20 protein-coding genes are annotated in these 26,838 nt (G+C 46.7%); 13 read left to right on the top strand and 7 right to left on the bottom strand.

The window, feature by feature from the left end:
- Positions 1 to 132: 132 nt before the first annotated feature.
- The 10 genes from purB (at position 133) to C9991_RS05310 (ending at position 11,682) form a co-directional block, all read left to right on the top strand.
- The gene (gene purB / locus C9991_RS05355; protein WP_106811531.1) at positions 133 to 1,479 is read left to right on the top strand and encodes an adenylosuccinate lyase; all 1,347 of its coding nucleotides are present in this window, start codon (positions 133 to 135) and stop codon (positions 1,477 to 1,479) included.
- Positions 1,480 to 1,684: 205 nt separating this feature from the next.
- Positions 1,685 to 3,193, top strand: coding sequence for a pseudouridine synthase (locus C9991_RS05350; RefSeq protein WP_106811530.1), 1,509 nt, complete (start codon positions 1,685 to 1,687; stop codon positions 3,191 to 3,193).
- Between the two features lie 28 nt (positions 3,194 to 3,221).
- Positions 3,222 to 4,649, top strand: coding sequence for an asparagine--tRNA ligase (asnS, locus tag C9991_RS05345; protein ID WP_106811529.1), 1,428 nt, complete (start codon positions 3,222 to 3,224; stop codon positions 4,647 to 4,649).
- 123 nt (positions 4,650 to 4,772) lie between these two features.
- Entirely contained in the window at positions 4,773 to 5,729 is a 957-nt protein-coding gene (locus C9991_RS05340) for a methylenetetrahydrofolate reductase (RefSeq protein ID WP_106811760.1), read from the top strand.
- A gap of 22 nt (positions 5,730 to 5,751) precedes the next feature.
- On the top strand, positions 5,752 to 6,852 hold the full coding sequence (locus C9991_RS05335; RefSeq protein WP_106811528.1) for a DNA polymerase III subunit: 1,101 nt from the start codon (positions 5,752 to 5,754) through the stop codon (positions 6,850 to 6,852).
- Complete coding sequence (locus C9991_RS05330) at positions 6,849 to 8,201, top strand: PSP1 domain-containing protein (RefSeq protein ID WP_106811527.1); 1,353 nt, start codon at positions 6,849 to 6,851, stop codon at positions 8,199 to 8,201. Before C9991_RS05335 ends, C9991_RS05330 begins: the two co-directional genes overlap by 4 nt.
- Positions 8,201 to 8,668 (top strand): gliding motility lipoprotein GldH, encoded by a 468-nt coding sequence (locus C9991_RS05325; RefSeq protein ID WP_106811526.1) that lies wholly within the window; start codon positions 8,201 to 8,203, stop codon positions 8,666 to 8,668. Before C9991_RS05330 ends, C9991_RS05325 begins: the two co-directional genes overlap by 1 nt.
- Positions 8,669 to 8,758: 90 nt before the next feature.
- Positions 8,759 to 9,298, top strand: a complete 540-nt coding sequence (hpt, locus tag C9991_RS05320) for a hypoxanthine phosphoribosyltransferase (protein WP_106811525.1) — start codon at positions 8,759 to 8,761, stop codon at positions 9,296 to 9,298.
- 79 nt (positions 9,299 to 9,377) lie between these two features.
- On the top strand, positions 9,378 to 9,950 hold the full coding sequence (locus C9991_RS05315; RefSeq protein ID WP_106811524.1) for an adenylate kinase: 573 nt from the start codon (positions 9,378 to 9,380) through the stop codon (positions 9,948 to 9,950).
- A gap of 412 nt (positions 9,951 to 10,362) precedes the next feature.
- Positions 10,363 to 11,682 (top strand): ATP-binding protein, encoded by a 1,320-nt coding sequence (locus C9991_RS05310; protein ID WP_106811523.1) that lies wholly within the window; start codon positions 10,363 to 10,365, stop codon positions 11,680 to 11,682.
- A gap of 483 nt (positions 11,683 to 12,165) precedes the next feature.
- On the opposite strand, the gene C9991_RS05305 is transcribed toward C9991_RS05310, so the two are convergent.
- Positions 12,166 to 13,221 (bottom strand): DUF4831 family protein, encoded by a 1,056-nt coding sequence (locus tag C9991_RS05305; RefSeq protein WP_106811522.1) that lies wholly within the window; start codon positions 13,219 to 13,221, stop codon positions 12,166 to 12,168.
- 77 nt (positions 13,222 to 13,298) lie between these two features.
- Positions 13,299 to 14,810, bottom strand: coding sequence for an NAD(P)H-hydrate dehydratase (locus tag C9991_RS05300; protein ID WP_106811521.1), 1,512 nt, complete (start codon positions 14,808 to 14,810; stop codon positions 13,299 to 13,301).
- 156 nt (positions 14,811 to 14,966) lie between these two features.
- Here C9991_RS05300 and C9991_RS05295 point away from each other — a divergent pair, with 156 nt between their 5' ends.
- The 3 genes from C9991_RS05295 (at position 14,967) to C9991_RS05285 (ending at position 18,913) form a co-directional block, all read left to right on the top strand.
- Positions 14,967 to 17,099 (top strand): cation:proton antiporter, encoded by a 2,133-nt coding sequence (locus C9991_RS05295; protein ID WP_106811520.1) that lies wholly within the window; start codon positions 14,967 to 14,969, stop codon positions 17,097 to 17,099.
- A gap of 11 nt (positions 17,100 to 17,110) precedes the next feature.
- The gene (locus tag C9991_RS05290; RefSeq protein WP_106811519.1) at positions 17,111 to 17,830 is read left to right on the top strand and encodes an ABC transporter ATP-binding protein; all 720 of its coding nucleotides are present in this window, start codon (positions 17,111 to 17,113) and stop codon (positions 17,828 to 17,830) included.
- Positions 17,831 to 18,082: 252 nt separating this feature from the next.
- Positions 18,083 to 18,913, top strand: a complete 831-nt coding sequence (locus C9991_RS05285) for a CvfB family protein (protein WP_106811518.1) — start codon at positions 18,083 to 18,085, stop codon at positions 18,911 to 18,913.
- A gap of 366 nt (positions 18,914 to 19,279) precedes the next feature.
- Here the strand turns inward: C9991_RS05285 and C9991_RS05280 are convergent, their stop codons facing one another.
- The 5 genes from C9991_RS05280 to C9991_RS05260 form a co-directional block, all read right to left on the bottom strand.
- Complete coding sequence (locus tag C9991_RS05280) at positions 19,280 to 20,077, bottom strand: LytR/AlgR family response regulator transcription factor (RefSeq protein WP_106811517.1); 798 nt, start codon at positions 20,075 to 20,077, stop codon at positions 19,280 to 19,282.
- 13 nt (positions 20,078 to 20,090) lie between these two features.
- A complete protein-coding gene (locus C9991_RS05275) occupies positions 20,091 to 22,172 on the bottom strand; it encodes a tetratricopeptide repeat-containing sensor histidine kinase (protein WP_106811516.1) in 2,082 nt (693 codons plus the stop codon).
- A gap of 74 nt (positions 22,173 to 22,246) precedes the next feature.
- Entirely contained in the window at positions 22,247 to 23,473 is a 1,227-nt protein-coding gene (locus tag C9991_RS05270; RefSeq protein WP_106811515.1) for an MFS transporter, read from the bottom strand.
- A gap of 56 nt (positions 23,474 to 23,529) precedes the next feature.
- The gene (locus tag C9991_RS05265) at positions 23,530 to 25,437 is read right to left on the bottom strand and encodes a MutS-related protein (RefSeq protein ID WP_106811514.1); all 1,908 of its coding nucleotides are present in this window, start codon (positions 25,435 to 25,437) and stop codon (positions 23,530 to 23,532) included.
- Positions 25,438 to 25,515: 78 nt separating this feature from the next.
- The gene (locus tag C9991_RS05260; RefSeq protein WP_106811513.1) at positions 25,516 to 26,826 is read right to left on the bottom strand and encodes a DUF58 domain-containing protein; all 1,311 of its coding nucleotides are present in this window, start codon (positions 26,824 to 26,826) and stop codon (positions 25,516 to 25,518) included.
- Positions 26,827 to 26,838 lie beyond the last annotated feature (12 nt).

The following is a 26,838-nucleotide window of genomic DNA, read 5'->3' as shown; positions in this document are numbered from 1 at the left end:
TGTTTTTATAAAGCTTTATTTTACTTAACCAAGCAAAAAAAAACGATATACAACATCAAGTCTCAGATTAAATTCGTAATTTTGCAGCACAATATATAAACACACATTATATATAATATAGAAAATACGTTTATGAAACTTGATTTGCTGACAGCCATCTCGCCCATTGACGGTCGCTACAGAAGCAAGACAGAGAAACTTGCCGACTATTTTTCAGAGTATGCACTCATACGATATAGAGTGCGTGTGGAAATAGAGTATTTCATCACTCTCTGCGAACTACCCCTTCCGCAGCTAAAGGACTTTGACCACTCGCTGTTTGAGCGTTTACGTGGTATATACAAGAACTTTAACGAAGATAATGCACAACGCGTTAAAGACATCGAGAAAGTGACCAACCATGATGTCAAGGCTGTGGAGTATTTCATAAAGGAGGAGTTTGACAAGATTGGCGGACTGGATGCCTACAAAGAATTCATACATTTTGGTTTGACATCTCAGGACATAAACAACACAAGTGTACCGCTCTCTATCAAGGAGGCACTTGAGGAAGCTTATTATCCTCTTGTTGAAGAACTCATCGCACAACTCCAACAGTATGCCAACGAATGGAAGGACGTGCCCATGCTTGCCAAGACTCACGGTCAGCCAGCATCTCCTACACGTCTAGGCAAGGAGGTCATGGTATACGTTTACCGACTTAACGAACAGCTTTCACAACTTAAGGCTTGCAAGATGACAGCCAAATTTGGTGGAGCTACAGGCAACTATAACGCTCACCATGTAGCTTATCCCGAATATGATTGGAAGGCTTTTGGCAACCGTTTTGTCAGCGAAAAGCTTGGCTTGGAACGCGAGCAATACACAACACAGATTAGCAATTACGACTGCCTTGGTAGTGTATTCGATGCAATGCGTCGCATTAACACCATCATCATAGACCTAGACCGCGACTTTTGGATGTACATTTCTATGGACTACTTCAAGCAAAAGATTAAGGCAGGCGAGGTAGGATCGTCAGCTATGCCGCATAAGGTAAATCCAATTGACTTTGAAAATTCAGAGGGCAATCTTGGCATAGCCAATGCCATACTGCAATTCCTTGCTATGAAGTTGCCTGTAAGCCGTCTGCAACGCGACCTTACCGACTCTACCGTACTTCGTAACGTAGGCGTACCTTTCGGTCATGGTATGATAGCCATAGCAAGCACACTTAAAGGTCTGCGCAAACTTATTCTCCACGAAGAGAAAATTGAGGAAGACCTCAACAACACTTGGGCAGTTGTAGCAGAAGCCATTCAAACCATATTGCGCCGCGAAGCCTATCCTCATCCATACGAGGCACTAAAGGCTCTCACACGCACCAACAAAAAGATGTCCGAGGAGACAATACACGAGTTTGTAAAGACCCTCAACGTTAGCGACGCCGTTAAGGCTGAGCTTATGGCCATCACGCCGCTTAACTACACTGGCATCTAAAACAAGCACAACAACAGCAAAACATTATAGCAGTCTATATAAATATTAAGCGATTAAAAAATCAATTAAGAGATTATAGCAATCTATATATAATTAATAGTAAGTAATTATTTAAGTAAGAACAGAAGTGCATCTATCCGTTCACTTTTCAACGCAGAATAACGGAATGGGTGTCACTTGCCGTGAGGCGAAAAAAGTAAAAACTATGGATTCAGAATTGGAAAAGAACCAGGAACAGAAAGCAGCGGATCAAACTACAGGCAATAGCGAGAGCTATGGCCGTCCCGCAGGTAACTATCAGAGAGAGTATCGCAGTGTGACCGGACGTCGTCCACGCATCCACACTCAGCGTCCTTACAATGCCGACCGTTCTGCCTCAACAAGCAGCGACGACAATGGATTCCGCCCCGAGGGATTCGGTGCAGGTTTGCAAGGTAACGGCAACAACGGCTATCAGCCACGTCAACAAGGCTATCGTTCTCGCTACAACCAGCAGGGAGACAGCCAGCAGGGCGGATACCAGCCACGTCAGCAAGGCTATCGTCCTCGCTACAATCAACAACAGGGTGACGACCAACAGAGTGGCTATCAGCAGCGTGGCAGCTATAATCGTAACGGCTACCAACAGCGCGGAGGCTATCAGCAACGTCCGCAGAACGGTTATCGTCCTCGCTATAACCAGCAGAGCGACGACGACCAACAGCAGAATAGCTTCGGACAGCAGCAAGGTAGCTATCAGCCACGTCAGCAGAGTGGATACGGACAGCAAGGCGGATACAACCGTAGCGGTTATGGACAGCAGCGTGGTGGCTATCAGCAGCGTGGCGGTTATGGACAGCAGCGTGGTGGTTATGGACAGCAACGTGGTGGATACAACCGTGGCGGATACGGACAACAAGGCGGATACAACCGTCAGCACACTCCTGGCTACGATCCCAATGCAAAATATAGCTTGAAAAAGCGTATCGAGTATAAGGAAGAGAATTTCGATCCGAACGAACCAATTCGTCTGAACAAGTTCCTTGCTAACGCAGGTATTTGCTCACGTCGCGAGGCAGACGAATTTATCCAGGCAGGTGTTGTATCAGTAAACGGTGAGGTTGTTACCGAACTCGGTACAAAGATCAAGCGCACCGATGAGATTAAGTTCCACGACCAGCCTGTAAACCTTGAGAAGAAGGTATACGTACTGCTAAATAAGCCAAAGGATTGTGTTACAACAAGCGATGACCCACAGCAACGCAAAACTGTTATGGACCTCGTTAAAAACGTATGTCCTGAGCGCATCTACCCTGTAGGACGTCTCGACCGCAACACTACTGGTGTACTTCTCCTTACCAACGACGGTGACTTGGCCTCTAAGCTCACACACCCGAAATTCCTTAAGAAGAAGGTTTATCACGTATATCTCGACAAGAATGTTACAGCTCACGACATGCAGCAGATTGCAGAAGGCATTGAGCTTGAGGACGGCGAGATACATGCTGATGCTATCGAGTATGCAAGCGATACAGACAAGAGCCAAGTAGGCATTGAGATCCACAGCGGCAAGAACCGCATCGTGCGCCGAATATTTGAGCACCTCGGTTATCGTGTCGTTAAACTCGATCGCGTTCAGTTTGCAGGACTCACAAAGAAGAACCTCCGTCGTGGCGACTGGCGCTTCCTCACAGAGAAGGAAGTTGAGATGCTGCGTATGGGCGCCTTCGAATAATATATAATAGTGTAATGTTTAATTTATAATGGAAACACTTAAGAGAACCAAAGTTGTAGATGCTCTTAGTAGCACCGACTTCGGAAGCAAAATCAATGTGAAGGGATGGGTTCGTACCCATCGCAGCTCTAAGGCTGTCGACTTCATTGCACTCAACGACGGCTCGACAATAAAGAACATACAGATTGTTGTTGACCCTACAAAGTTTGACGCTGATATGCTCAAGCAAATCACCACAGGCGCTTGCATAAGCGCTGTTGGTACTCTTGTAGAGAGCCAGGGCAATGGACAGACATCTGAGATTCAGTGCGACAGCATTGAAATCTATGGTCTGTGTGGCAACGACTATCCTATGCAGAAGAAAGGTCAGACCTTTGAGTATATGCGTCAGTATGCTCACTTGCGTCTTCGCACCAATACCTTCGGTGCCGTTATGCGCATACGTCACAATATGGCTATGGCCATCCACACTTATTTCCACGAGCACGGCTACTTCTACTTCAATACTCCGCTTATCACTGCAAGCGACTGCGAGGGTGCAGGACAGATGTTCCAGGTTACAACAAAGAACCTCTACAACCTCAAGAAGACAGAGGATGGCAAGATAGACTACTCTGACGACTTCTTTGGAAAGCAGACTTCACTAACAGTATCAGGTCAGCTTGAAGGCGAGTTGGGCGCCACAGCTCTTGGCGCAATATATACCTTCGGTCCTACATTCCGTGCAGAGAACTCTAACACTCCACGTCACTTGGCAGAGTTCTGGATGGTAGAACCTGAAGTTGCTTTCCTCGACCTTGCTGGTCTTATGGAACTAGAAGAAGACTTCATCAAGTACTGCATCCGTTGGGCTTTGGAGCACTGCAAGGACGATCTCGAATTCCTTAATAAGATGATTGACAAGGGTCTTATTGAGCGTCTTAAAGGTGTGCTCAACTCTGAGTTCGTGCATCTGCCTTATACCGAGGGCATACGCATACTCCAGGAAGCTATAAAGAAAGGCAAGAAGTTTGAGTTCCCATGCGAGTGGGGCGACGATCTAGCCTCAGAACACGAGCGCTTCCTCGTTGAGGAATACTTCAAGAAGCCAGTTATCATGACCAACTATCCTAAGGCTATCAAGGCCTTCTATATGAAGATAGATGCTGAGGAATCTGGATTTGGAGGCAAGAGTGGCGCAACCGTTCAAGGCACCGACGTATTGTTCCCGCAGATTGGCGAAATCATTGGCGGTTCTGTTCGTGAGGAAAGCTACGACAAACTTATGAACGAGATAGAAGAGCGTAACATTCCTATGAAGGATATGAGCTGGTACCTCGACACCCGCAAATATGGTTCATGCCCACATGCTGGTTTCGGTCTCGGTTTCGAGCGTCTTATCCTCTTCGTAACTGGTATGCAGAACATCCGCGACGTCATTCCGTTCCCACGTACACCTAAGTCGGCTGAGTTTTAAATTGTACGAAAGTCTTGATAGACAAACTAATAATGAAGGACAACAAGAAAATCTTGTTGCCCTTTTTGTATTTTGTGCAAGATTTTCAGTATCTTTGCATACATTATATAAATGTACCAAAAGATGAACATAGCCGAAATACTTACCGCCGGCGACGGGAAGAAGCACTTCTCGTTTGAGGTTCTGCCACCGCTTAAAGGCACAGGCACAGAAAGATTGTTTTCAACTATAGAAAAGTTTAAGGACTTCGATCCTGCTTACATCAACATCACCACGCATCACAGCGAATTTGTCTACCGAGAGATAGAAGACGGCAAGTTTAAAAGGTTGCGTGTGCGTCGCCGTCCCGGAACAGTGGCTGTGGCGTCAGCAATACAGCAGGAGTTTGGCGTTCCTGTCATTCCGCACGTAATATGCAGCGGAGCAAGCGCCGAAGACATTGAATACGAACTAATAGACCTACAGTTTCTCGGCATAGAGAATCTGCTGTTGCTTCGTGGAGACAAGGCTAAGGAAGACAGTCGCTTCATTCCTGTTGAGGGTGGCCATACCCACACCACCGAACTTATAGAGCAGGTAAACCGCTTCAACGATGGATTCTTCTATGACGGCACACCTATCAAGAAACCCGGAAAGAAATTTGCCTTTGGCGTAGCTTGTTACCCAGAGAAGCACGAGGAGGCTCCAAACATCGAGATGGACATGGAATATCTCAAGCAAAAGCAAGACCTTGGTGCCGGATATGCAGTTACACAACTGTTCTACGACAACCAGAAGTATTTCGACTTTGTGGCTAAAGCTCGCCAGATGGGTATTACAATTCCTATAGTTCCAGGCATTAAGCCATTTGCCAAACTGTCGCAACTCACCGTTGTGCCAAAGACATTCCACTGCGACCTCCCACAAGAATTGGCTCAGGAGGTATTAAAGTGCAAGACAGATGACGACGCTCGTCAATTGGGCATTGAATGGACAACCGAACAGTGTCGTCAACTATATGCAGCAGGCGTAAGCAACATTCACTTCTATACAGTATCGGCTGTCGATTCTGTGCGTGAAGTGGCAAAACGACTGCTCTAAACAAAAAATAAACAAAAAAGTAATGCAATTTGAAGAAGTAATAGGTCAGCAAAACGCCAAACACCAGCTACGCCAACTCATCACAGAGGGACGCGTACCCCACGCCATGCTCTTCTGCGGTCCTGCGGGCTGCGGCAAGATGGCGCTTGCACTTGCGTTTGCATCAGAACTGTTAGGACACAGTCGATTGTTACGCCAATGGGGGCATCCCGACCTACACTTCTCCTTCCCCACCATAAAGAAACCTAACATGGGGGCTGAACATCAACCCACAAGTGACGACTACGCTTCTGAGTGGCACGACCTTCTAATGCAAGGTCCCTACTTCACCCTTGAACAATGGATGACACAGATGGATGCTGAAAACCAGCAAGCGATAATCACTGCTGCCGAAAGCGACCGTCTATCGCGCCGATTAGCCATAAAGTCGAGTCAGGGGGGATATAAGATTTGCATCATTTGGTTGCCCGAACGCATGAACCTTGCTAGCGCTAACAAACTGTTAAAGCTTCTTGAGGAGCCACCAGAGCAAACGGTCTTCATCATGGTAAGCGAAGATCCTGGCCGACTACTTGAAACCATACGCAGCCGTACACAACGCTTCGACTTTAAACGCATATCCGAAGAAGACATCCGCACTGCTCTTATCCAACAACGCGGACTTGATGACGACACTGCCCAACGTATAGCACGCATATCCGCAGGCTCATGGACACAAGCACTCGACACACTTAGCGCTGGCAACGAGAACCATATGTTCTTCGACCTATTCACCATGCTTATGCGACTTGCATACAGCAAGCGTGTTAAGGAACTAAAAAAATGGAGTGAAAGTATTGCAGCCTTCGGCAGAGAGAAGCAAAAACGAATGATAGTATATTGCAACCGAATGGTGCGCGAAAGTTTTATGTACAACTTCCACTGCCCCGAACTGAGCTATATGACGCACGACGAAGAAAACTTCGCCAAACGCTTCGCCCCATTCATAAACGAGTACAACGTCATCGAAATGACAGAAATGTTTGAACACGCACTGCGCGACATATCGCAAAACGCCAACTCTAAGATGGTGTTCTTCGATATTGCCATGCAGACCATCATATTAATCACGAGAAAGAAATGAAAGATTTCAAAGACATGCAATTCAAAATATCCCGTGGCTGCGACCGTGGTTTAAACCACAATGGTTGTGGACGCCAGAACATGCAGCTCAACACATACGACTGGCTGTATGATGTACCTGGCAACGAGGAGGACACCGACCTCGTTGAGGTGCAGTTCAAAAACACACGCAAGGGATACTATCATAACGTCAATCACCTAGACCTACGCAAAGGCGACATCGTGGCAGTAGAGGCAAGTCCTGGTCACGACATAGGCACTGTAACACTTACCGGACGCCTTGTCAAGCTGCAAGTAAAAAAGGCAAACCTCAAGTCGGCCGACGACATCAAACGCGTATACCGCATAGCCAAACCCGTGGACATGGACAAATACCATGAGGCCAAGAGCCGCGAACATGGCACTATGATTCAGAGCCGACAGATAGCCAAGGACCTTGGACTACAGATGAAAATTGGCGATGTGGAATATCAGGGCGACGGAAACAAGGCTATATTCTATTACATAGCTGACGAACGTGTCGATTTCCGCCAACTCATCAAGGTGCTTGCCGACACATTCCATGTACGAATAGAAATGAAACAGATAGGCGCACGCCAAGAAGCAGGACGCATAGGAGGAACCGGACCTTGCGGGCGCGAACTTTGCTGTGCCACATGGATGAAGAACTTTGTAAGCGTAAGCACCAACGCTGCACGTATACAGGACATATCACTCAATCCACAGAAGCTTGCCGGTATGTGCGCCAAACTTAAGTGCTGCCTCAACTACGAGGTTGACGACTATGTAGAGGCTGGTCGAAAGATGCCTTCACGCGACGTAGTGTTGCAGACCATCGACAGCGATTACTATCTCTTCAAATCGGATATACTTGCTGGACTCGTCACCTACTCTACTGGTAAGGGTGTTGCCGCAAATCTTGAGACAATTACAGCCGAACGCGCACGTGCCATCATCGAGATGAACAAACGTGGCGAGAAACCTGAATCGCTCACCGAAGATGGTAAGACAAAGGAAACTAAACGTCCTGCCGACCTACTTGCCGACGCAGACATAAGCCGATTCGACAAGACTAAGAAGAAAAAGAAGAAGCCACAAGGCAAGAAACCACAGCAACCTAAGGATGCCAAGCAGCAGCAACAACAGCCAAAGGATGCCAAGCCACAGCAGCAAACTAAAGAAGGTAAGCAACAACAGCAGCTGCAACAACCCAAGGATGCCAAGCAGCAACAGCAACCGCAGCCAAAAGAGGGTAAACCTCAACAGCGCAAAGACAACCGTCCACAGCGCCAACCCAAGCCACAAGCTGTTGCTAACAAAAAAACGAATAACGCCGAACTACAACAGTAATGAGAAAATCTCTTGCCATAATCATAGCGGCAGCGACACTACTGGTGCTCGCTGCCTGCAATCGGCACTTAGTGTACGACAAATTTATGCATACACCTGTTGCCGGATGGGAGAAGAACGACACTTTACTGTTTGAGGTACCTCCGGTGAGCCAAGCATCTACTTATCAGTCAAGACTTGAACTTCGTGTAGTCGACGACTATCCATTTGTCTCAATCACCCTGATAGTGGAACGCCATATATATCCACGCAATGAGGTTAGGCTCGACACACTCAACTGCCCCCTTACCGACCGACGTGGCAACGCTGCAGGAAAGGGCATAAGCTACCACCAATATATCTTTGACATGAGTCCGATACAATTACAGCAAGGCGACTCCATACATGTACGCATACGCCACGACATGAAACGAGAGATATTGCCAGGAGTGAGCGATGTGGGCATTATGATGCTTAAAGCACCTTAATTTGCCACTGCATACTATTTTTATCTCTTTATTTTTGCGACATTTTACAAGATTGAGTAACTTTGCAACTAATTTAAAAGCCTGTTACTTATGAGCATTATAAAAATCAAGGACAAGACATTCAAGACTTCTATCCCAGAGGCACAGATTTTAGAACGTGTCAAGGCAGTAGCCGACCGCATAAATACCGACATGGCAGACAAGAATCCATTATTGCTTGCCATGCTGAACGGTTCCTTCGTATTTGCAGCCGACCTAATGCGTATGATTAATATCCCATGCGAGATATCATTCGTAAAGATGGCTTCGTACGAGGGCACATCGTCTACGGGCAAAGTAAAGCAGTTGCTCGGACTAAACGAGGACATTAAGGGACGTACCGTAATTATTGTGGAAGACATCGTTGAGTCGGGACTCACAATGAAGGCACTCCTCGACACTCTACACGAACAGGAACCTGCCGATATACAAATATGCACTCTGCTGTTAAAACCCGAATGTGTCAAGGTTCCGCTCGACATCAAGTACGTGGCAATTGAGATACCTAACGACTTCATCCTCGGCTATGGTCTCGACTACGACCAGCAGGGTCGCAACCTCAGAGACATATACACCGTGGTGGAGGAATAAAGCCTCTCAAACAAGACTTTAAAAGCAACATAACGCAACAAATAAATCATTACAATAATTATATTTCTTAAGTAAAAAGATGAAGAACATCGTTATTTTCGGTGCCCCAGGTTCAGGCAAGGGCACACAGAGCGACCTTATGATTGAGAAGTATGGCTTCAACCACATCTCAACAGGTGACGTTCTACGCAACGAAATCAAGAACGGAACAGAACTTGGCAAGACAGCCAAGGGCTTTATAGACAATGGTCAGCTCATACCTGATGACCTTATGGTAAACATCCTCGCTAGCGTTTACGACAGCTTTGGCAAGGAACACAAGGGTGTTATCTTCGACGGATTCCCCCGCACTATCCCACAAGCAGAGGCTCTTAAGCAGATGCTTGCAGAGCGTGGTCATAAGGTAGCAGCTATGATAGAGCTTGACGTTCCTGAGGAAGAGCTTATGACACGTCTTATCAAGCGTGGTCAGCAGAGCGGCCGCTCTGACGACAATGCAGAGACAATCAAGAAGCGCCTCGACGTTTACCACAACCAGACCGCTCCGCTTATCGAGTGGTACAAGGGCGAGGGTATCCACCACCACATAAATGGCCTCGGCGAGCTCGACCGCATCTTCGGCGACATCTGCTCGGTTATTGACGCTCTATAAGCTATTTAAACAGAATTACAACATATAAGGGTGTATCAAAACGCAATTATTACGTTTTGATACACCCTTACTATTTTTATCTACTCTACTGACACCTTACAACTTCAATACTAAACTACGCCACAATAAAAATACATGAATACTGACACATTTGCAACTTTTTGGAGCAAACTAAAAAAATCATAATAAGCTTGGAGTGATACATACTTCTCACCGACAAACGCAATTTACACATATATCACTTCATTACCCCTCCCTTTCCTTCTGAAAAGGAAACTTTTACCCATTTCTTTCCTTCTGAAAAGGAAACTTTTACCCATTTCTTTCCTTCTGAGAAGGAAACTTTTACTCATTTCTTTCCTTTTCAGAAGGAAATACACTATCTTTGCAGTTGAACAAAACAACGAGCAATATGGAACTACGCAGTATATTTCAGTCGGTTATAGCTCTTCATCAGGAAGAGTTTCCGTTAAGTTTAAAAGAACGCAAGCAGCAACTGCCTGTCAACAAGGACAGCATCGTTACTGTTACGGGTATACGTCGTTGTGGCAAGTCGTCGCTCCTTGGTCTTACCATCAACCGCTTGCTCCAAAACGACGTCAAGCCCGAGCAGATATTGTATATCGGATTCGACGACGAGCGTTTTGCATCAATGCAGACATCCGACTTCGACGAGATTCTACAAGCCTACCGCGAGATGTATCCAACCCAATCGTTAAAGGACGTATATATGTTCTTTGACGAGATACAGCTGATAGAAGGATGGGAACTCTTTGTGCTGCGCGTATTCAAGAACTACTGCAAGCACATCTATGTAACAGGCAGCACGGCAAAGATGCTGTCTGGCGAAATGGCGTCGGCGCTGCGTGGATGGCCTGACGAATATCGCGAGTATCCTCTAAGTTTTGACGAATACCTTGACTTTAAGGAGGTAAAGGCCAACAAATACACGGAGGAAGGGGCAGCCGTATTGGCAAGCGAGTTTAAGAATTACTGTAAGGAGGGCGGTTTCCCACAAGTGGTGCTAACCGATGTGGCAACCGAAAAGATAAAGATTCTGCAGTCGTACTTCAACACTATGTTGTTCCGCGATATGATAGAACATTACGGCATATCGGCTTCGCCTTCGGTGGTGCGCTACTTTTTGAAGCGCGTGATGAACAATATAACAAAGCCTACAAGCGTGAACAACATATACAATGAGCTTAAGTCGCAAGGCATGCGCGTCTCTAAAGACTCGTTGTATCTATGGCTCGACTATGCTTGCAATATTTTCTTGCTGCGTAAGGTGCCTAAGTATACACAATCGATAGTTAAGCAGAACCTCTCGCCTGCCAAATACTACATTGCCGACTTTGCCATGCGCAACGCTATACTGTTGCCACAAAGCGACGACGAGGGTAAGGCGCTTGAGAATATTGTGTATACTAAGTTGGAGAGAGAACTTGCGGAAGACGACCAGGTGTTCTATTTCAACGAGACTGTTGAGTGCGACTTCGTCGTTGTGAGGGCCGACCATGTAGACCAACTCATCCAGGTTTGCTGGCAACTTGACGACAACAACCTAAGCCGTGAGGTTGAGGGCATCGTGGCGGCAGCCGAATATACTGGGTGTAAGAACTGCACCATCGTTACCTTCAACCAACAGCGCACCATCGAACATAAAGGATTAGTGATAAAGGTGGTGCCAGTGTGGAGATCAATGCGGGCTGAAAGCCCAAATTTCGCCTAGCCCAGGGCCGCTCGGCTCTGCCGCTTGCCTAAGCAAGAACGCCCTGGGTAAACGGACGTTATAAATAATACGCCCTGTAAGGTAGGGTGTTCAAAATCCGCAATTTTTTCTGCACGATTTTTGACCCAATAAACGTCATAACTCATTGATATTCTGCAACAATTATATGCATAATGTATCGGAATGGAAATCCTGCACGATTTAAAAAATGCAATTTATTGATTTACTGTTAGTTAGGTGGATATTTGGGAGACAAATTGGACATAAGAATTATGAGGATTTTGAACACCCTACCCTTCGGGGCGTACCACTTGCGACTTTTGACACCCCCTCACTGCAAATTACAAATCTATCACTCCATATTCCGGATGAGCATATAATGTAAGTGCCTGCCTCACTTCCTTATTAGGGATGCCAAGGATATAAGCCGTTATCGTCGCACGACTTTATCGTGTGATTTGCCATAAAGTTATATTTTATTTATTAATCCAACGGCTGTGTCTTAAGTTCAACCACAGCACCCGTTGTAGGATCGAGCACAATGTCGGATGTAAACTTCTTTCCGAAGAGGGCACCGTTAAGCATCACCACTCTACCAAACTGGGCCGCATCAGTCTCATACAATGCAACAGGAGTGCCGTCTGCCTTAGTTATTGTAAGGCGAATCTTTCCTGGCAGATTAACACCAAGACTAAAGTCGTCCTTCTCCTTGTCTGCCTTCGAGGCATCTGCTGGCACGTCGGCAATAATTCCCTCATTCTCTACGTTAAGATAGAAAGGTTCTCCAGAGAAATCATCGGCTGTTGTCAGTCCAAATCGCTTAGAGAAACGGAAGAGCACACGACGTAGGTCGGTAGGCTGCGGTACAAAAGTCATCACTGTCTCTGTAGTATCGGTAGATACAGTGCCTGTAAACAGCTGCATAAGTGCACGCTCCTGTGTGTCGAGTTGGCGGTACATAAGACGTAGTTGTTCGCCATCTTTAGGCATATTGTCGGCCTCGCCACGCGACAATTGGTTGCGTGAGTCGCGAATATCATACACCTCCTGTGCCACAAGCTGAGCCATCTTAGGCAAGTTGGCGGCAGCAAGAATGTCCTGACTCATATAGTCGCGCGAATTCAGCGGAGCTGCCTTTTGTGCTGCACGAAATACCTTTGGACGTGGCAAAGCCTTACCCTTTGTATTGATAGCACGTAGCACACCGTTTGGAGCACAGTCGATGGTGAACACACTGTGCTTCTTGTCTACAGCCACAGTAAACTTCTTGTCGGTGTCTGGCTGACCCTCCGATGTAAAGTTTACACCCACAATGCGATAGGTAGTCTGTGGAGTTGTAGAGGCATTCTTTTTGAAATAGAGTTCCGAATAGTCGGCCAACTGCCCAGGCATAATTGATGTTTTCTCCACAAGCACCTGCATGCGCACCGCAGTCTTAGGCAGATAGTAGTCCAATCCGTCTACCTTCTTCTCGCCTCCAGCCATTGCTGTAGTGGCGGCAACGGTTGTGAGGAATATTGATGTTAGTAACTTCTTCATTTTATTTATTCTTGTTATTATATAGGTTAGCTCAATTATACAAGCAACAAAGCTCAAGCCCTATGCTACATGCCTGCTTAGTACATTGCCTTAAATGCCTCAGGCAGTGCGGCAATAATATCGCTTGCCATCATACATTCCTTGCCTACACGCGCTGCTGCAATATCTCCAGCAAGTCCGTGCAGATATATACCTGTAAGACAAGCATTCTTGCGAGAGTAGCCACGTGCCAACAAACCCGTAATGATACCAGTAAGCACGTCGCCGCTACCAGCTGTTGCCATACCCGAATTTCCGGTAGTGTTAAACACAACATTGCCATCAGGCAAGCACAAAGCCGTATAATGTCCCTTTAGCACTATATACGCACGCAAGCTTTCAGCCATATCACGTGCTACAGCAAGACGCTCGCTGTCGCTATGGCATGTGGTTGAAGCCAGACGGTCAAGTTCGCGTGGATGCGGTGTCAATATCATATTGTCAGGCAACTGACTAATCCATGTGCCGTGCGAGCCAAGCATATTCAAGGCATCGGCATCAAGCACTACCGGACATTGAGTCTGCTGCAATTGCGACATCAAAGCTAATGCCGAACCTTCTTGCTTGCCCAAGCCTGGACCTATACCTACAGCATCAAACTCATCGGCAGCCACTGCCTCAGAGTAATAGTTCTCTTGATCGATAGCAAGCACAGCCTCTGGCACTGATATCTGCATAACGGTAGTGTTGCATCGAGGAGTTAGTGCTGTAAGCTTGCCTACACCACTGCGCAAGCACGCCTTCGAGGCCAATACAGCTGCACCAGCCATGCCCTCAGTACCAGCAATAAGCAAGGCGTTGCCCATAGTGCCCTTATGTGCAAAGTCGTCACGTGTCAGCATATTTTTACGTATGTATTCGGCATCAACCGTAGAGAATGGCGAAGGAATGCTCTTTACATACTCCTTTGACAGACGGATGTCGAGCACCTGCACCTTGCCAAGATACTGCTGGCAGTCGGCATAATACATGGAGAGTTTCTTAAACTGAAGTGTCAACGTAAGGTCTGCACGTATGATGGCAGCCGAGTTGTTGGCAGAATTATCCTCGGCCATAAGTCCAGACGGCATATCTATACTTACTACACGTGCCGTAGACTGATTGATGTATTTAACAAGCGAGGCAAATCCACCTGTAAGTGGCTTGTTAAGACCCGAGCCAAAAAGACCGTCAATAACCAATGTCTGTTGCGTTAGTTTTGGAGGGTCAAAGTTGGATGTTATTTCTGTGTACGAGTGAACAAGTCCCTCACTCTTTAGACGATCGCGGTTTTTCTCGCAATTATCCGACAATGTGCCGTGTATATTAAACAGATAAGCGTCTACAATATATCCCTTCTCTGACAGCATGCGCGATACTGCAAGCGCATCGCCTCCGTTGTTGCCTGGACCTGCAAACACCACAATTGGTGTAGTTGATTCGAAGCGTGTGGTAATTGCCTGTGTTATGGCTCGTGAGGCACGCTCCATAAGGTCGATAGAAGCTATTGGCTCGTGGTCAATAGTGTATTGGTCGAGCTCTCTAATCTGGGCTCCTGTAAGTATCTTCATATTTTATTGTTGTATTTGTCTACGTTAGATGCATATAGCACTTGCAAAAATACAAAATAAATGGGAGAAAGCACCGCATCTTTGATTAAATTTTCAGTACCTTTGCAGTCAGTAAAACAAGCACCCATACATTCAACATATTCAAACCGACATCTTATGACCAACATTGCCAGTTACTTCCCCATAACCGACCCCACCCTGATATTCTTCGTGGTTATGCTCATCATCCTCTTTGTCCCTATCATAATGGGCAAGCTTCGCATTCCGCACATCATCGGAATGGTATTGGCTGGTGTGGCAGTGGGCAAGTATGGCTTCAACATATTAGTACGCGACGACTCGTTTGAGTTATTCGGCAAAGTGGGCCTCTACTACATAATGTTCCTGGCATCGCTTGAGATGGACATGGAGGGTGTTAAACGCAACTCAAGACGGTTCGGCATCTTTGGCGTGCTTACTTGTGGCTTGCCTTTCTTGCTTACATATGTCGGATGCATCAGTCTGCTCCACTATTCGCAGTTTGCCTCCTTGCTGCTTGGATGCATCATGGCATCCAACACACTCATTGCTTATCCTATTGTAGGACGCTACGGCCTGCAGAAAAAGCCAAGCGTAACGCTAAGTGTGGGTTCGTCAATGCTTGCCCTGCTCATGGCACTTGTTATACTGGCAGCCATAGTAGAATCGTATAAAGGCAATGCCGGTGTATTGTTCTGGCTTATGTTTGTAGGCAAGTTTGTGGCATATTGCCTGGTGCTTGCCTTCATCATTCCACGCTTGGCACGCTGGTTTCTGCGTCGTTACAGCGATGCTGTGATGCAGTTTATCTTTGTCATGTCTATGCTCTTCATGAGTGCTGCCTTTGGCGAGGCACTTGGACTTGAGGGCATCATCGGAGCCTTTCTATCCGGCTTGATTCTAAACCGATTCATACCGCACGTGTCACCGCTAATGAACCGAATAGAGTTTATAGGCAATGCTCTCTTCATACCCTACTTCCTTATAGGTGTTGGCATGCTTATTAATGTACGCGTGTTGTTCGATGGCGGCGACATCATAATGGTGGTACTATGCATTGCCGGTCTCGGAACATTGGGCAAGGCTATAGCAGCATACGTTGCGGCATTTATATTCAAGCTACCCGTATCATCTGGCAACATGATGTTTGGCTTGACATCCGCTCATGCTGCCGGTGCCATAGCCATGCTTATGATAGGAATGAGGATTGAGGTTGAACCTGGCGTGCCTCTTATAACCGACGACATGCTTAACGCTGTGGTTGTAATGATTCTTTTCACGTGCATCATTTCTTCTATGATGACAGAGCGGTCGGCTCAGCAGATAACACTACGCGACAAAGAAATGCCCGACGACAACGACCAGAAGGCAAACACAGACGAGAAGATACTGATACCTATGAAGTATCCAGAATATGCCCAGCGTCTTGTAAACGTGGCGATGATGATGCGTAATCCTAAGAACACCACAACTCTTGTGGGCCTCAACGTGGTGTACGACGACGAAGACATGCGACGCAACCAGGAACAAGGACAACAGTTGCTTGACCGTATGACCAAGTATGCTGCTGCCGCCGACATGTCTATGCAAACTCAGGTGCGCGTGGCTGCCAATATTGCCAACGGCATCAGACATGCCTTTAAGGAGTTTCGTGCTACTGACGTGCTTATAGGCATGCACATGCACCCTGAGGTTTCACAGAAGTTTTGGGGCGCTTTCCACCAGAGTTTGTTCAATGGACTTAACTCACAGATAATAATGGCTCGACTAAACCAGCCTCTATCCACCATACGTCGCATTAAGGTTACAGTTCCGTCAAGAGCCCAATTTGAGCCTGGCTTCTACCGCTGGTTGGAACGATTGTGCCGTATGGCAGTAAATATGGAGTGCCATACCGAGTTCTACGGACGCGAAGACGTGCTGCCACTGATTGAGCAATATGTACACAATAAGCATCAACAGATGAGGGTTTCGTTCACAACAATGGTACATTGGGCCGAGATGCCCAACATTGCTGCCAGCATTTCCAACGACCAGTTATTCATCATCGTTACAGCACGCAAGGGCACTGTGTCGTTCAAGAATGCACTTGAACGATTGCCCGACGAGATTCAACGCCACTTCTCTGGCAAGAACATTATGATAATATTCCCCGACCAGCACGGCGATGCAATGGAAGAAATGACATTTGCACAACCGCAGCATACTGAGGACCAAAGTGCTTACGAGACACTTAACAAGTGGATTAAAAAGAATTTGATTAGGAAGTAAATATATATAATATGATAGACATCAAAGGTATAACCAAGAGTTTCGGCTCGCTGCAGGTGCTTAAAGGCATCGACCTGCATATAAATAAGGGCGAGGTGGTGAGCATCGTAGGTCCGAGTGGTGCAGGCAAAACCACACTGCTGCAGATAATGGGTACACTCGACCGTGCAGACAGTGGTTCGGTAGTAATAGACGGTGTTGACGTTGGAACCTTAAACACAAAAAAACTGAGCGACTTCCGCAACCAGCATATAGGTTTTGTATTTCAGTTTCATCAGCTTCTGCCAGAATTCACTGCTCTTGAAAATATTATGATTCCAGCCTTCATTGCTGGCAAGAGCAACAAAGAGGCTCGCCAACGTGCTATGGAATTGCTTGAATTTATGAATCTTTCAGAACGTGCATCGCACAAACCTGCCGAACTGTCGGGAGGAGAAAAGCAACGTGTGGCTGTTGCCCGCGCTCTTGTCAACAATCCTGCTGTGGTGTTGGCAGACGAACCTTCTGGTTCGCTCGACTCTAAAAACAAAGCCGAGCTGCACCAACTGTTCTTCGACTTAAGAGATAAGTTTGGTCAGACCTTCGTTATAGTGACACACGACGAGCACTTGGCATCGATAACCGACCGCACTATTCATATTGAGGACGGAAAGATTGGGGATGTACCTCCAATACATACACCTTCCACAAATGTACCTTCCACAGAACTCACAGAAGACACAGAAGCCTAACGGACCTAAGCTTTTCGAATTCACAGAATAGCCTACGCTTCGCGAGGCAAGAACTCACAGAAATGATTGCTTGCGAAGCGTCGTGGTATACGTAACTTTGTACATAAGCAATCAATTCTGTGCCTTCTGTCGTATGACGCGTAGCGTCTATACGCTCTGTGGATTCTAAAAGTTTAACTCCGTAGGCTTCTGTGTATTCTGTGAGTTCTGTGGGAACTATTCGTTATAACAACTAAGAACAAAACAGAATATATGATAAAACTTGGTGATTACAACAAGATGACCGTTGTCAAGGAAGTTGACTTCGGACTATATCTCGATGGTGGCAACGAGGGAGAAATATTGCTGCCCAAACGCTACGTACCTGAAGGTACTAAGCCTGGCGACGAACTGGAAGTATTTATTTATCTAGACCAGGACGAACGTCCAGTAGCTACCACTGAGCATCCACTTTGCAAGGTAGGCGACTTTGCTTACCTTGAGGTTTCATGGGTCAACGAATACGGTGCCTTCCTCAATTGGGGACTGATGAAAGACCTTTTCTGTCCTTTCCGCGAGCAAAAGAAGCGCATGCAGAAAGGCGAAAGCTACATTGTACACGTGCATATTGATGAGGAGTCGTACCGTATTATGGCATCGGCAAAGATAGAGCGATACTTCAGCGAGCGACACCCATTCTACAACCATGGACAAGAGGTTGACCTGCTGGTATGGCAGAAGACAGAGATGGGATTTAAGGTCATTATAGACAACTGTTATCCTGGTCTGGTTTACGAGGATCAGGTATTCCGCTATCTGCATACGGGCAACCGCGTAAAGGGTTACATCAATACTGTAAGACCAGACGGTAAGATTGATGTTACGCTGCAACCTACAGGACGCCAGCAGACACTCGACTTCTCGGAAACTCTTCTACAATATCTTAAAGACAATGGTGGCACTTGCAACCTTGGCGACAAGAGCGATGCAGAGGACATAAAACGCCAATTCCAAGTGAGCAAAAAGGTGTTCAAGCGTGCAGTAGGCGAGTTGTACAAACGCCGTTTGATAGAAGTTGGCAACTTTGGAATAAAACTTAAATAACAAGAGGGTGTGCTACACACCCTCTTACTTTTTGCAACACATTATCATTTGTATATTTCATTTGATCCATTTTTTTGCTATTTATTCCACATTTATCTGCTTTTTAACATTTTTACGACATTATTTCTCAACAAAAAAGCCTATCTTTGCAAAGTTATCATTAAATAAAGCAACAAAAGTAATTAACAACTCAAAAACAAGAAATTTATGACATCACAAAATTACGCAGTAGAAACCAGAACCAAACAAAAGTTGTTTATCCAGCTTAAGAAATTTATCAACAACAGTATAAGCAGCCTGCGCCGAGCAATGCTCTTGGCTTAAGGCCACGCCTTAACCATAACGCTGTACCATAAATACAAATGACTAAAAGCTGCTGAACCGATCGATTAGTTTCTTTCTAAAGAAGCGCCCTACCTTAACGTCATCGAGTTTTTCGAATGGCGGATAGAAATGGCAGGTATTATCTGCTACTTCTATAAGATAGCCCAGATTTATGATGTGTTTTTGGCTCACACGCACCAAGGTGTCGTCGAGTTCCATTATCATGTCGCTATTAACATTGCGCTTTAGGCGAATTGGGTCCTTACGACCTGATACTGTTACTTCCCATGTACGCAACTCGTGATTATAGGTAAATACACCTATGTCGCGAATGTCAACAAGCAGGAAGTCTACAGAATTGGTATATATAAGGAATTTTCCATCGTTGCGCTTTGCAATACCGTCACTGTTGAGTGCTTCGAGCGCCGGGTTTGTATCGTCCTGCATTTTAACTGATGCCGATTGTGGCACATTAGGACGTCGGTCGATACAAGCTCGGCGCAATATTGTGCGCAGTTCGGCATCATCTATAGGTTTCATTAGATAGTCGAACGCCTTGTTGCGAAATGCCGGAAGCATATATCTGCCATGCGCTGTATACATAACCACACGGCAACGTCCGTCGCTTATGCTCTCTATACGCTCCAGAAACTCTATACCCGATATGTCTGGCAGTTCGATGTCAAGAAACATAAGGTCGGGGTTCTGCTCGCTCATAAGCTTAAGACCGTCCATACCATTGTATGCCACACCCACAAGATTGGTGTCGTCATATTCATTCAATTTATCGGCGAGCGCCTTAACACAGCTCTTCTCGTCGTCAACAATCACTATATTCATAATAAGTCTGTTTTTATTTAAATGTTATGTTGTCAGGCATCTTCAGTGTCGCCTCGCATCCCACTACGTTGCCATCTTTGTCCTCACGGTTTGTTATCTCGAATCGCATCTTATGCTTGTTGTGCTCATTGGTCACGGCAATAGTCTGCGATATAATGCCAAGTCCGGTGCCTTTCTTCAGTGCACGGCGTGCGTTGAAGCCAGGACCGTTGTCCCTGACACTTATTATGGTTATGTCTTTATCCCTACGTATGCATATGTGCAGTTGCTTGTGTCCTTCCAAACCTTTCAGACCGTGCACTATGGCATTCTCGGTTAGTATCTGTAGGAACATAGCCGGTATTCTAATCTTGGCTGTGTCTACATCGGGAGCAATATCGATACTAAAGTCGAAATCGTCGCCTAACAAATAACGCTCCACCCTAATATATTGCTCTACAAACTCAAGCTCGCGGTTCAGGTACATATATGGCTGACTCGACATGTCGAGATTGGTGCGTATCAGTCGTGCAAGCTCCATTAGTTCTGAAGCCTCCTCCTTGCCTGAGTTCACAATCTTGTTGTTCAGCACATTAAACATAAAGTGTGGCGATATGCGGTTGCGCACATTGTTTAGCTTTAAGTTCATTATACTAACCTGATTTTGCAACTGCTTCTTGCGCATATACATCATCCACAAAACGAGCAACATCAACAGCAAGATGGCTACTGATACAGCCACCGTGGTCTTCATATTTGCTGTTTGTATCATAGCGTTCTTGTGCTCAAGCGCAAGGTCGTGATGCAGTTTTAGCGTATCGGCAGTAAATCGAGACATAATCTCGGCCGAACGCATATTCGAGCGGTTGTGCTCGAGCGAGTCATCATAGTTGATATTGGCTTGCAGATTGACGTATGCCTGACGGTAGTTTCCCTTCTGTTCATAATATTGGCGCATATACTGATTGCGTATGTTTACCATAGTATATGGCATCTCGTGCGCAAGGTGCTCACTACGAAGCACACGTTCCACCTCTGCCGCATTGCCCTGACGTGCTGCTATGCCAATATGTATGGTGTTGCAATAATACAGAGCCGTAGCATCTCCATTCTTATGAAAGTAAGGTTCGCACAACTCAAGACAATGACGTGCTTCGTCTAGCTGTCCAAGATTAAGATACACATCGGCAAGATTTATACGACACAGATACATGTCGAACTTATTGGTCATACCTCTTTTTATAAGCAAACGCTCCATTCGCTTGAATGTATCAAGCGCCTTTGGATAGTTCTTGGTATAATAATAGAAGTTGCCTAGGTTGTTGACATGATAAGCCTGCATCTGTGGCGACATCAAATCAAAATAACGTTCGGTTTCGTTATAATATATTTGTGCCGTACGGAAGTCATGCAAAGAAAGGTATATCTGTGCAAGTCCCATATAGAGTGTTATGTTCTCCTTCTTTGGAAGTTCCAGCGAGTCGACAAGAAACAGTGCTCTGCGGTACCATTTGGCGGCACCTGGAATATCGTTCACCTGAATATAAGCATCGGCAAGATTGGCACATGCCTTTGGCAATGCTTCCTTGTTGTCGCTCCGAAACAAAAGTCTGTACGACTCGGTATAAAGCTGTAGCGTTTGTTTAGGTTCGCGATGAAAATTGTGGTTGCGTGCTGCCTTCAATTGAAAGGCGTTAGCCAATAAGGAGTTAAGTCTTTCAGTGCGGCACACCTTGTGTTTATCGTAGTAGCCGCCATCCTGACGATATGCAAAGTTAATAATGTCTTGCACGATAGTATCGGCTTTCTCGGGATGGTCGGAAAGCCAATAGTAGCGTGCCAAGCACATCCGATACTCCTGCAATGCAAGACTATCGGATGTGGTTATAGTATTGTTGGCTTGCTTTTTGGCAAGCATCTGTTGTGTATTGTCAATAGCACTGTTTATACTGTCAAGCACAGACGGGGCAAGAACTGTAATAGAGTCGTCAAGGTTTCGTAGACGCTCACGTCGCAGTTGAGCTCCGTTATCGCCTGCCGGCGAGCATGATATAGCAGTTTGCATAGCGACAATGACACATATAAATAACGTTGTTAGCGTTGATTTTTTCATCATTGACCTATTTTTGTATATTGGCACCAAAGATACTTATTTTTTTGCAAATATCAGCTATAAACAGACTATTATTTTTATCCTCGCTTAACACACTTGTATGCGTAAGCCATGACAAAGGCAAAGCCTATGAGCGGAATAAAGAAAGGCACAACCATATTGCCTGTATTATCGGCAACCAAGCCCATAAGCAAGAAACCGCAACCACCTACCGGTGTCATCATCAATATAGACGAGGCACTCTTGGTCAATCCACCCAGTCCACGCAGCGTAAGCGAGAAGATTGTAGGGAACATTATAGCCTCAAACATATAGTTGCAAAGCAATGCGCCTACAGATATTGTCTTGCCTAAATCAAGCAGCATTACAGCTATGCACACTACCGAACCTACAGCACAGATAAGCAGATACTTCTCTGCAGCCATATTGCTCATAATAGCCGCACCCACAAAACGGGCAAGCATAAAAAGACCAAGAGCCACGGTAAGGATAGTAGAGCCGGTTGCTGCCGACATCCAGTCCTGACCGGTTACGAAGTTGATAAAGTATGAATTGATTGATATCTCGGCTACCTCGTAGGCAAGAAGCGCAAGGAGTCCGAAGACAAACCAAGAGTTGCAGAACAGACGCGAGAGATTGTATCCTCCCTCTTGTGTGTCGTTATCGTCATCATGATGTATCTCTGGCAGATTGACACGGGCAAAGATAATGGCAATAACCATCACCACGGCACCCATAATGGCATATGGCACTACGGCATTGCCGCCTGAGCCACTGCCCAAATCACCTGTTCCGCTGTCTTGGAATAGGAAACTGCCCACTACCAATGTGGCAAACATAGAGCCTACACCATTAAACGACTGCGAGAAGTTGAGACGTGCTGTTGCCGTCTCCTTGGGTCCAAGTTCGGTTACATAAGGATTGGCGGATGTCTCAAGGAAAACCAGTCCACAGCCTATAACAAACAAGGCTATAAGATAGGCATAAAAGGTTCCGGCTGCCGAACAAGGTATGAAGGCAAGCGAACCAAGCCCAAAGAGCAAGAGTCCAAGCACAACTCCACTTCTATAGCCTCGGCGGTTGATAAAGAGTCCGGCTGGGATAGCCATAAGAAAATAGCCAAGGTAGGTTGTTACCTGAATGAGCGACGACTGGGTTATGGTTATGTCGAGCTCGTTCTGGAAATGCTTGTTGAGCACGTCAAGTATGGCGCGTGCAAAACCCCACATAAAGAACAGTGAGGTGATGAGTACGAACGGCACAGCATATTGCTTGCTGCTCAAGGATACTTTATTTTGTTTCATACGTGCAAAATTACATCTTTTAATTACATAAAAAGAATAAGTGAATGCTTTTTTGTCTATTTCAGCAGTTCTTTCAGCAAGAACGTGGCATTCTGGTTGCGTGCCACGCCCTGCGTTATTTTGTATGTGTAGGTCACATCAGTGCCAAGCTCTATCTCAAAACAATAGTTGTGGAAACGTTCTGGTTGCTCATCGGCAAGACGTGAGAGTTCAAGGTCGTGGGTGGCTATGACGCCTGTGACACGCTTATTGGACATATATTCGAGGAAAAGGCGCGAACCTCCGAGTTTGTCGGCAGAGTTGGTGCCTTTGAGTATCTCGTCGAGAATGATGAGCGTGTTGTCGTGCGAGGCACAGAAAGCTATCAAACTCTTCAGGCGCAACAGTTCGGCATTGAAATAGCTTATGCCACGCGTCAAGTCGTCGGTGGTGCGCATACTTGTAAATAGCGGGAAGACAGAGATGCGCAACTGGTCGGCAAACACTGGCAGACCGTTCATGGCAAGAATCCAGTTCACCCCGAGCGAGCGAAGGAAAGTGCTCTTGCCAGCCATATTAGCACCAGTTATTACATAATAGTTGCGTTCGGCAATATTGAAGTCGTTACGCACAGCGTGAGAGCCAATGAAGGGATGATACAATCCGCGAGCCTCGCAGACCACATCATTGCCATTCACCACCTCAGCCCTTACTCCCTGAGGCTCGTTATAGCAGAACGTAGCCATCGACACAAGAGCATCCATCTCGTTCACAGCCGCTATCCAACGGCTCATCTGCATAGTATAGTGACGCTGCCACAAGGCAAAACGGCGCAGCAGACGGAAGTCGCTGAGTGTGAATATATCCGCGAATATCAGTCCAAGTATGTTTCCACGGCGGTCAAGCCCTGCAAGAATCTTCTCTATCTCGCGAAACGAGCCTATAGCTCCTCCCGTAGCACCAACAAGCCTGCCTATAAGTCCCTTGTCCACCCTACATACGGATTCTTCACTCTTCGCTCTTCCCTCTTCGTTTAAACCTCTTCCTTCTTCGTTTAACCCTCTGTCCTCGCTGATGATCCTCACCAACTTAACATAGGCAGCCATCTGTCCATGCAGCTTGCCCACAGTGCGGCTTATCTCCATAAGTTTTGCATGACACAATCCAAGCACAATGCCCAGTTGGGCCAACGCCCACACCACAGCCACATTAGAAGGCACATCGGTCATGGCAGCAAGCACAATGGTGGCTATCAGTCCTATCCCCATGAACATAGCCACAGCCATAGTCAGGGGCGACATAACCCATTTGCCCACCTTAACATCACTCACATCGCGCATGGCACGAGCCACGGCATCGGTGTTTATCTTTTCGGCAATGCCCACAGCACAGAACTCGGTGCGCCAATCAGGGCAATGCGCAAGAATGTCAATGGCATCGCCACGCTGACGAATGCGCTCTACGGGCGAAAGCTCAGCGTCAAAAACATCGGCACAGTCAGCCACTACGCCATCCTTGCCTATAGGTTCAGCCGAAAGCAAGGCGGCAAGTCGGTCGCTGCCACCCGTTGTCACACTGCGGTTGATGCGCTGAAAGAGCGACTTATTGCCAAAGACATCCATGTCCATAGTGAAAGGATGCTGCGGGTCGGCATAGCGTTCGCCATCGTCAAAGGCAGAATAGTCGCCATCGAGATAGGCCAACTCTCTGCTGCAAACCTCGCGCAAAGCCTCAAGCCACTCCGTCCGTGCCTCGTTTTGCTCGTCCATGCGGCGTATCACAACATATATTATTATCGACAACACAGCAGCCCACACGCCCATACTGCCCCACTCCAACTGAGCGTAAGCAAATATGAAAGCAATGAAAAGGGCAAACGACGCTATCTCGCCACCCACAAACAGTCGGTTGCGACGACGGTGTATTGCTATGCGTGCAGCAAGCGAATCCATCCGCGAAGAGTAATATTCCTTGGGAGTAATCATTTCTTAGTAAATAATCTAAATGAACTATCAGAAGTTCAGTAATCAAATATTTAATATTGTATATACTTTATCTGAAGCCTATATAGCCTGCCTCTCCTTCAGTTCCAGATACCTATTCACCACATCCACCGATAGGTTCTGCGGCGTGGTTAGCATACTCAATATGCCATGCTGGCGCAATTGCGACACAATGAGTCGCTGCTCATAGAGCATTTTCTCCACAATCACGTGCTGGTAGTATTCCTCTGTAGAGCGTGGAGAACTGTTGACGAAGTCGCGCATCTCATTGTCGGCGAAGAACACCACAAGCACTTTATGCCGCAAGTTAAGCTGCTTGAGATAAGGCAGTTGGCGCGTCATGGCCTGGGTGTTGGCAAAGCTTGTGTACACTACAAGCAGTGAGCGTTTGGTGAGTCGCTTGTTGATAGTGGCAAGCATATCCCCGAAGTCGCTCTCGCTCCACCTTGTCTGCTGCGAGTACAAAGCGTCGAGCAACCGCTCCATCTGTCCATGACGGCGCGATGGGGCAACGAATGTGTCGGTATGGTCGGCAAAGCATACAAGTCCTGCCTTGTCGGCCTTGCGCACAGCCACATACGACAGCATGAGCGAGGCATTTATGGCATAGTCGAGCAGAGTCATACCCTGGAACGCCTGCTGCATAGGCCTGCCCTTGTCGATGACCGACACTATCTGCTGCGACCTCTCGTCCTCGTAGACATTCACCATGAGCTGATGTCGGCGAGCAGATGCCTTCCAGTTGACCGACCGGTAGTTGTCGCCCTCTACATATTCCTTTATACGCTCAAACTCAGTGTTGTTGCCAGCACGACGTATGCGCTTCACGCCCATCTCGGTAAGGCGGTTGTTCATGGCAAGCAACTCATACTTATGGAGCATGAGATACGAGGGATAGACCTTGGCATCCTGAGGTTCGCCGCATGTGTAGCGACGCTCGGCAAGCGACAAAGCCGACCTCACAAACACACGTATTCTGCCAAAGCCATACACCCCACGCTGCGTGGGGCGCAGCTTATACACTATTGTCTTGCCCTCGCGTGGCTTAAGCCTCAGAAGGAAGTCAACGTCGCGACGCTGAAACACAAACGGAGTCTCGTCGATGACAGTTAGCCTCAACGCAAAGGGATAGCTACTCTCCACGCGCAGACGTATGTCGTTGTCGTCGCCGTTTGACAGTCTGTCGGCAAGCTGTCGCGAGGCAACAATGCCACGCCTACTGTAAAGAATTGCAATATCGGCAATGGTGGCAGCGAGGAGCAGCCACACTGCCGCCATGCCAACAGTGTAGAACGGAGCACTGTAGTTGCCGGTTGCGAGCAGCAGGATGGCAACTATGGCGAATGCGTAGAAACGGGTTGTAAGATACATTCTCTCTGTGTT

The organism is Prevotella merdae (assembly GCF_900290275.1).
Taxonomy (GTDB): Bacteria; Bacteroidota; Bacteroidia; order Bacteroidales; family Bacteroidaceae; genus Prevotella; species Prevotella merdae.
This window is presented reverse-complemented; position numbering and strand designations above follow the sequence as displayed.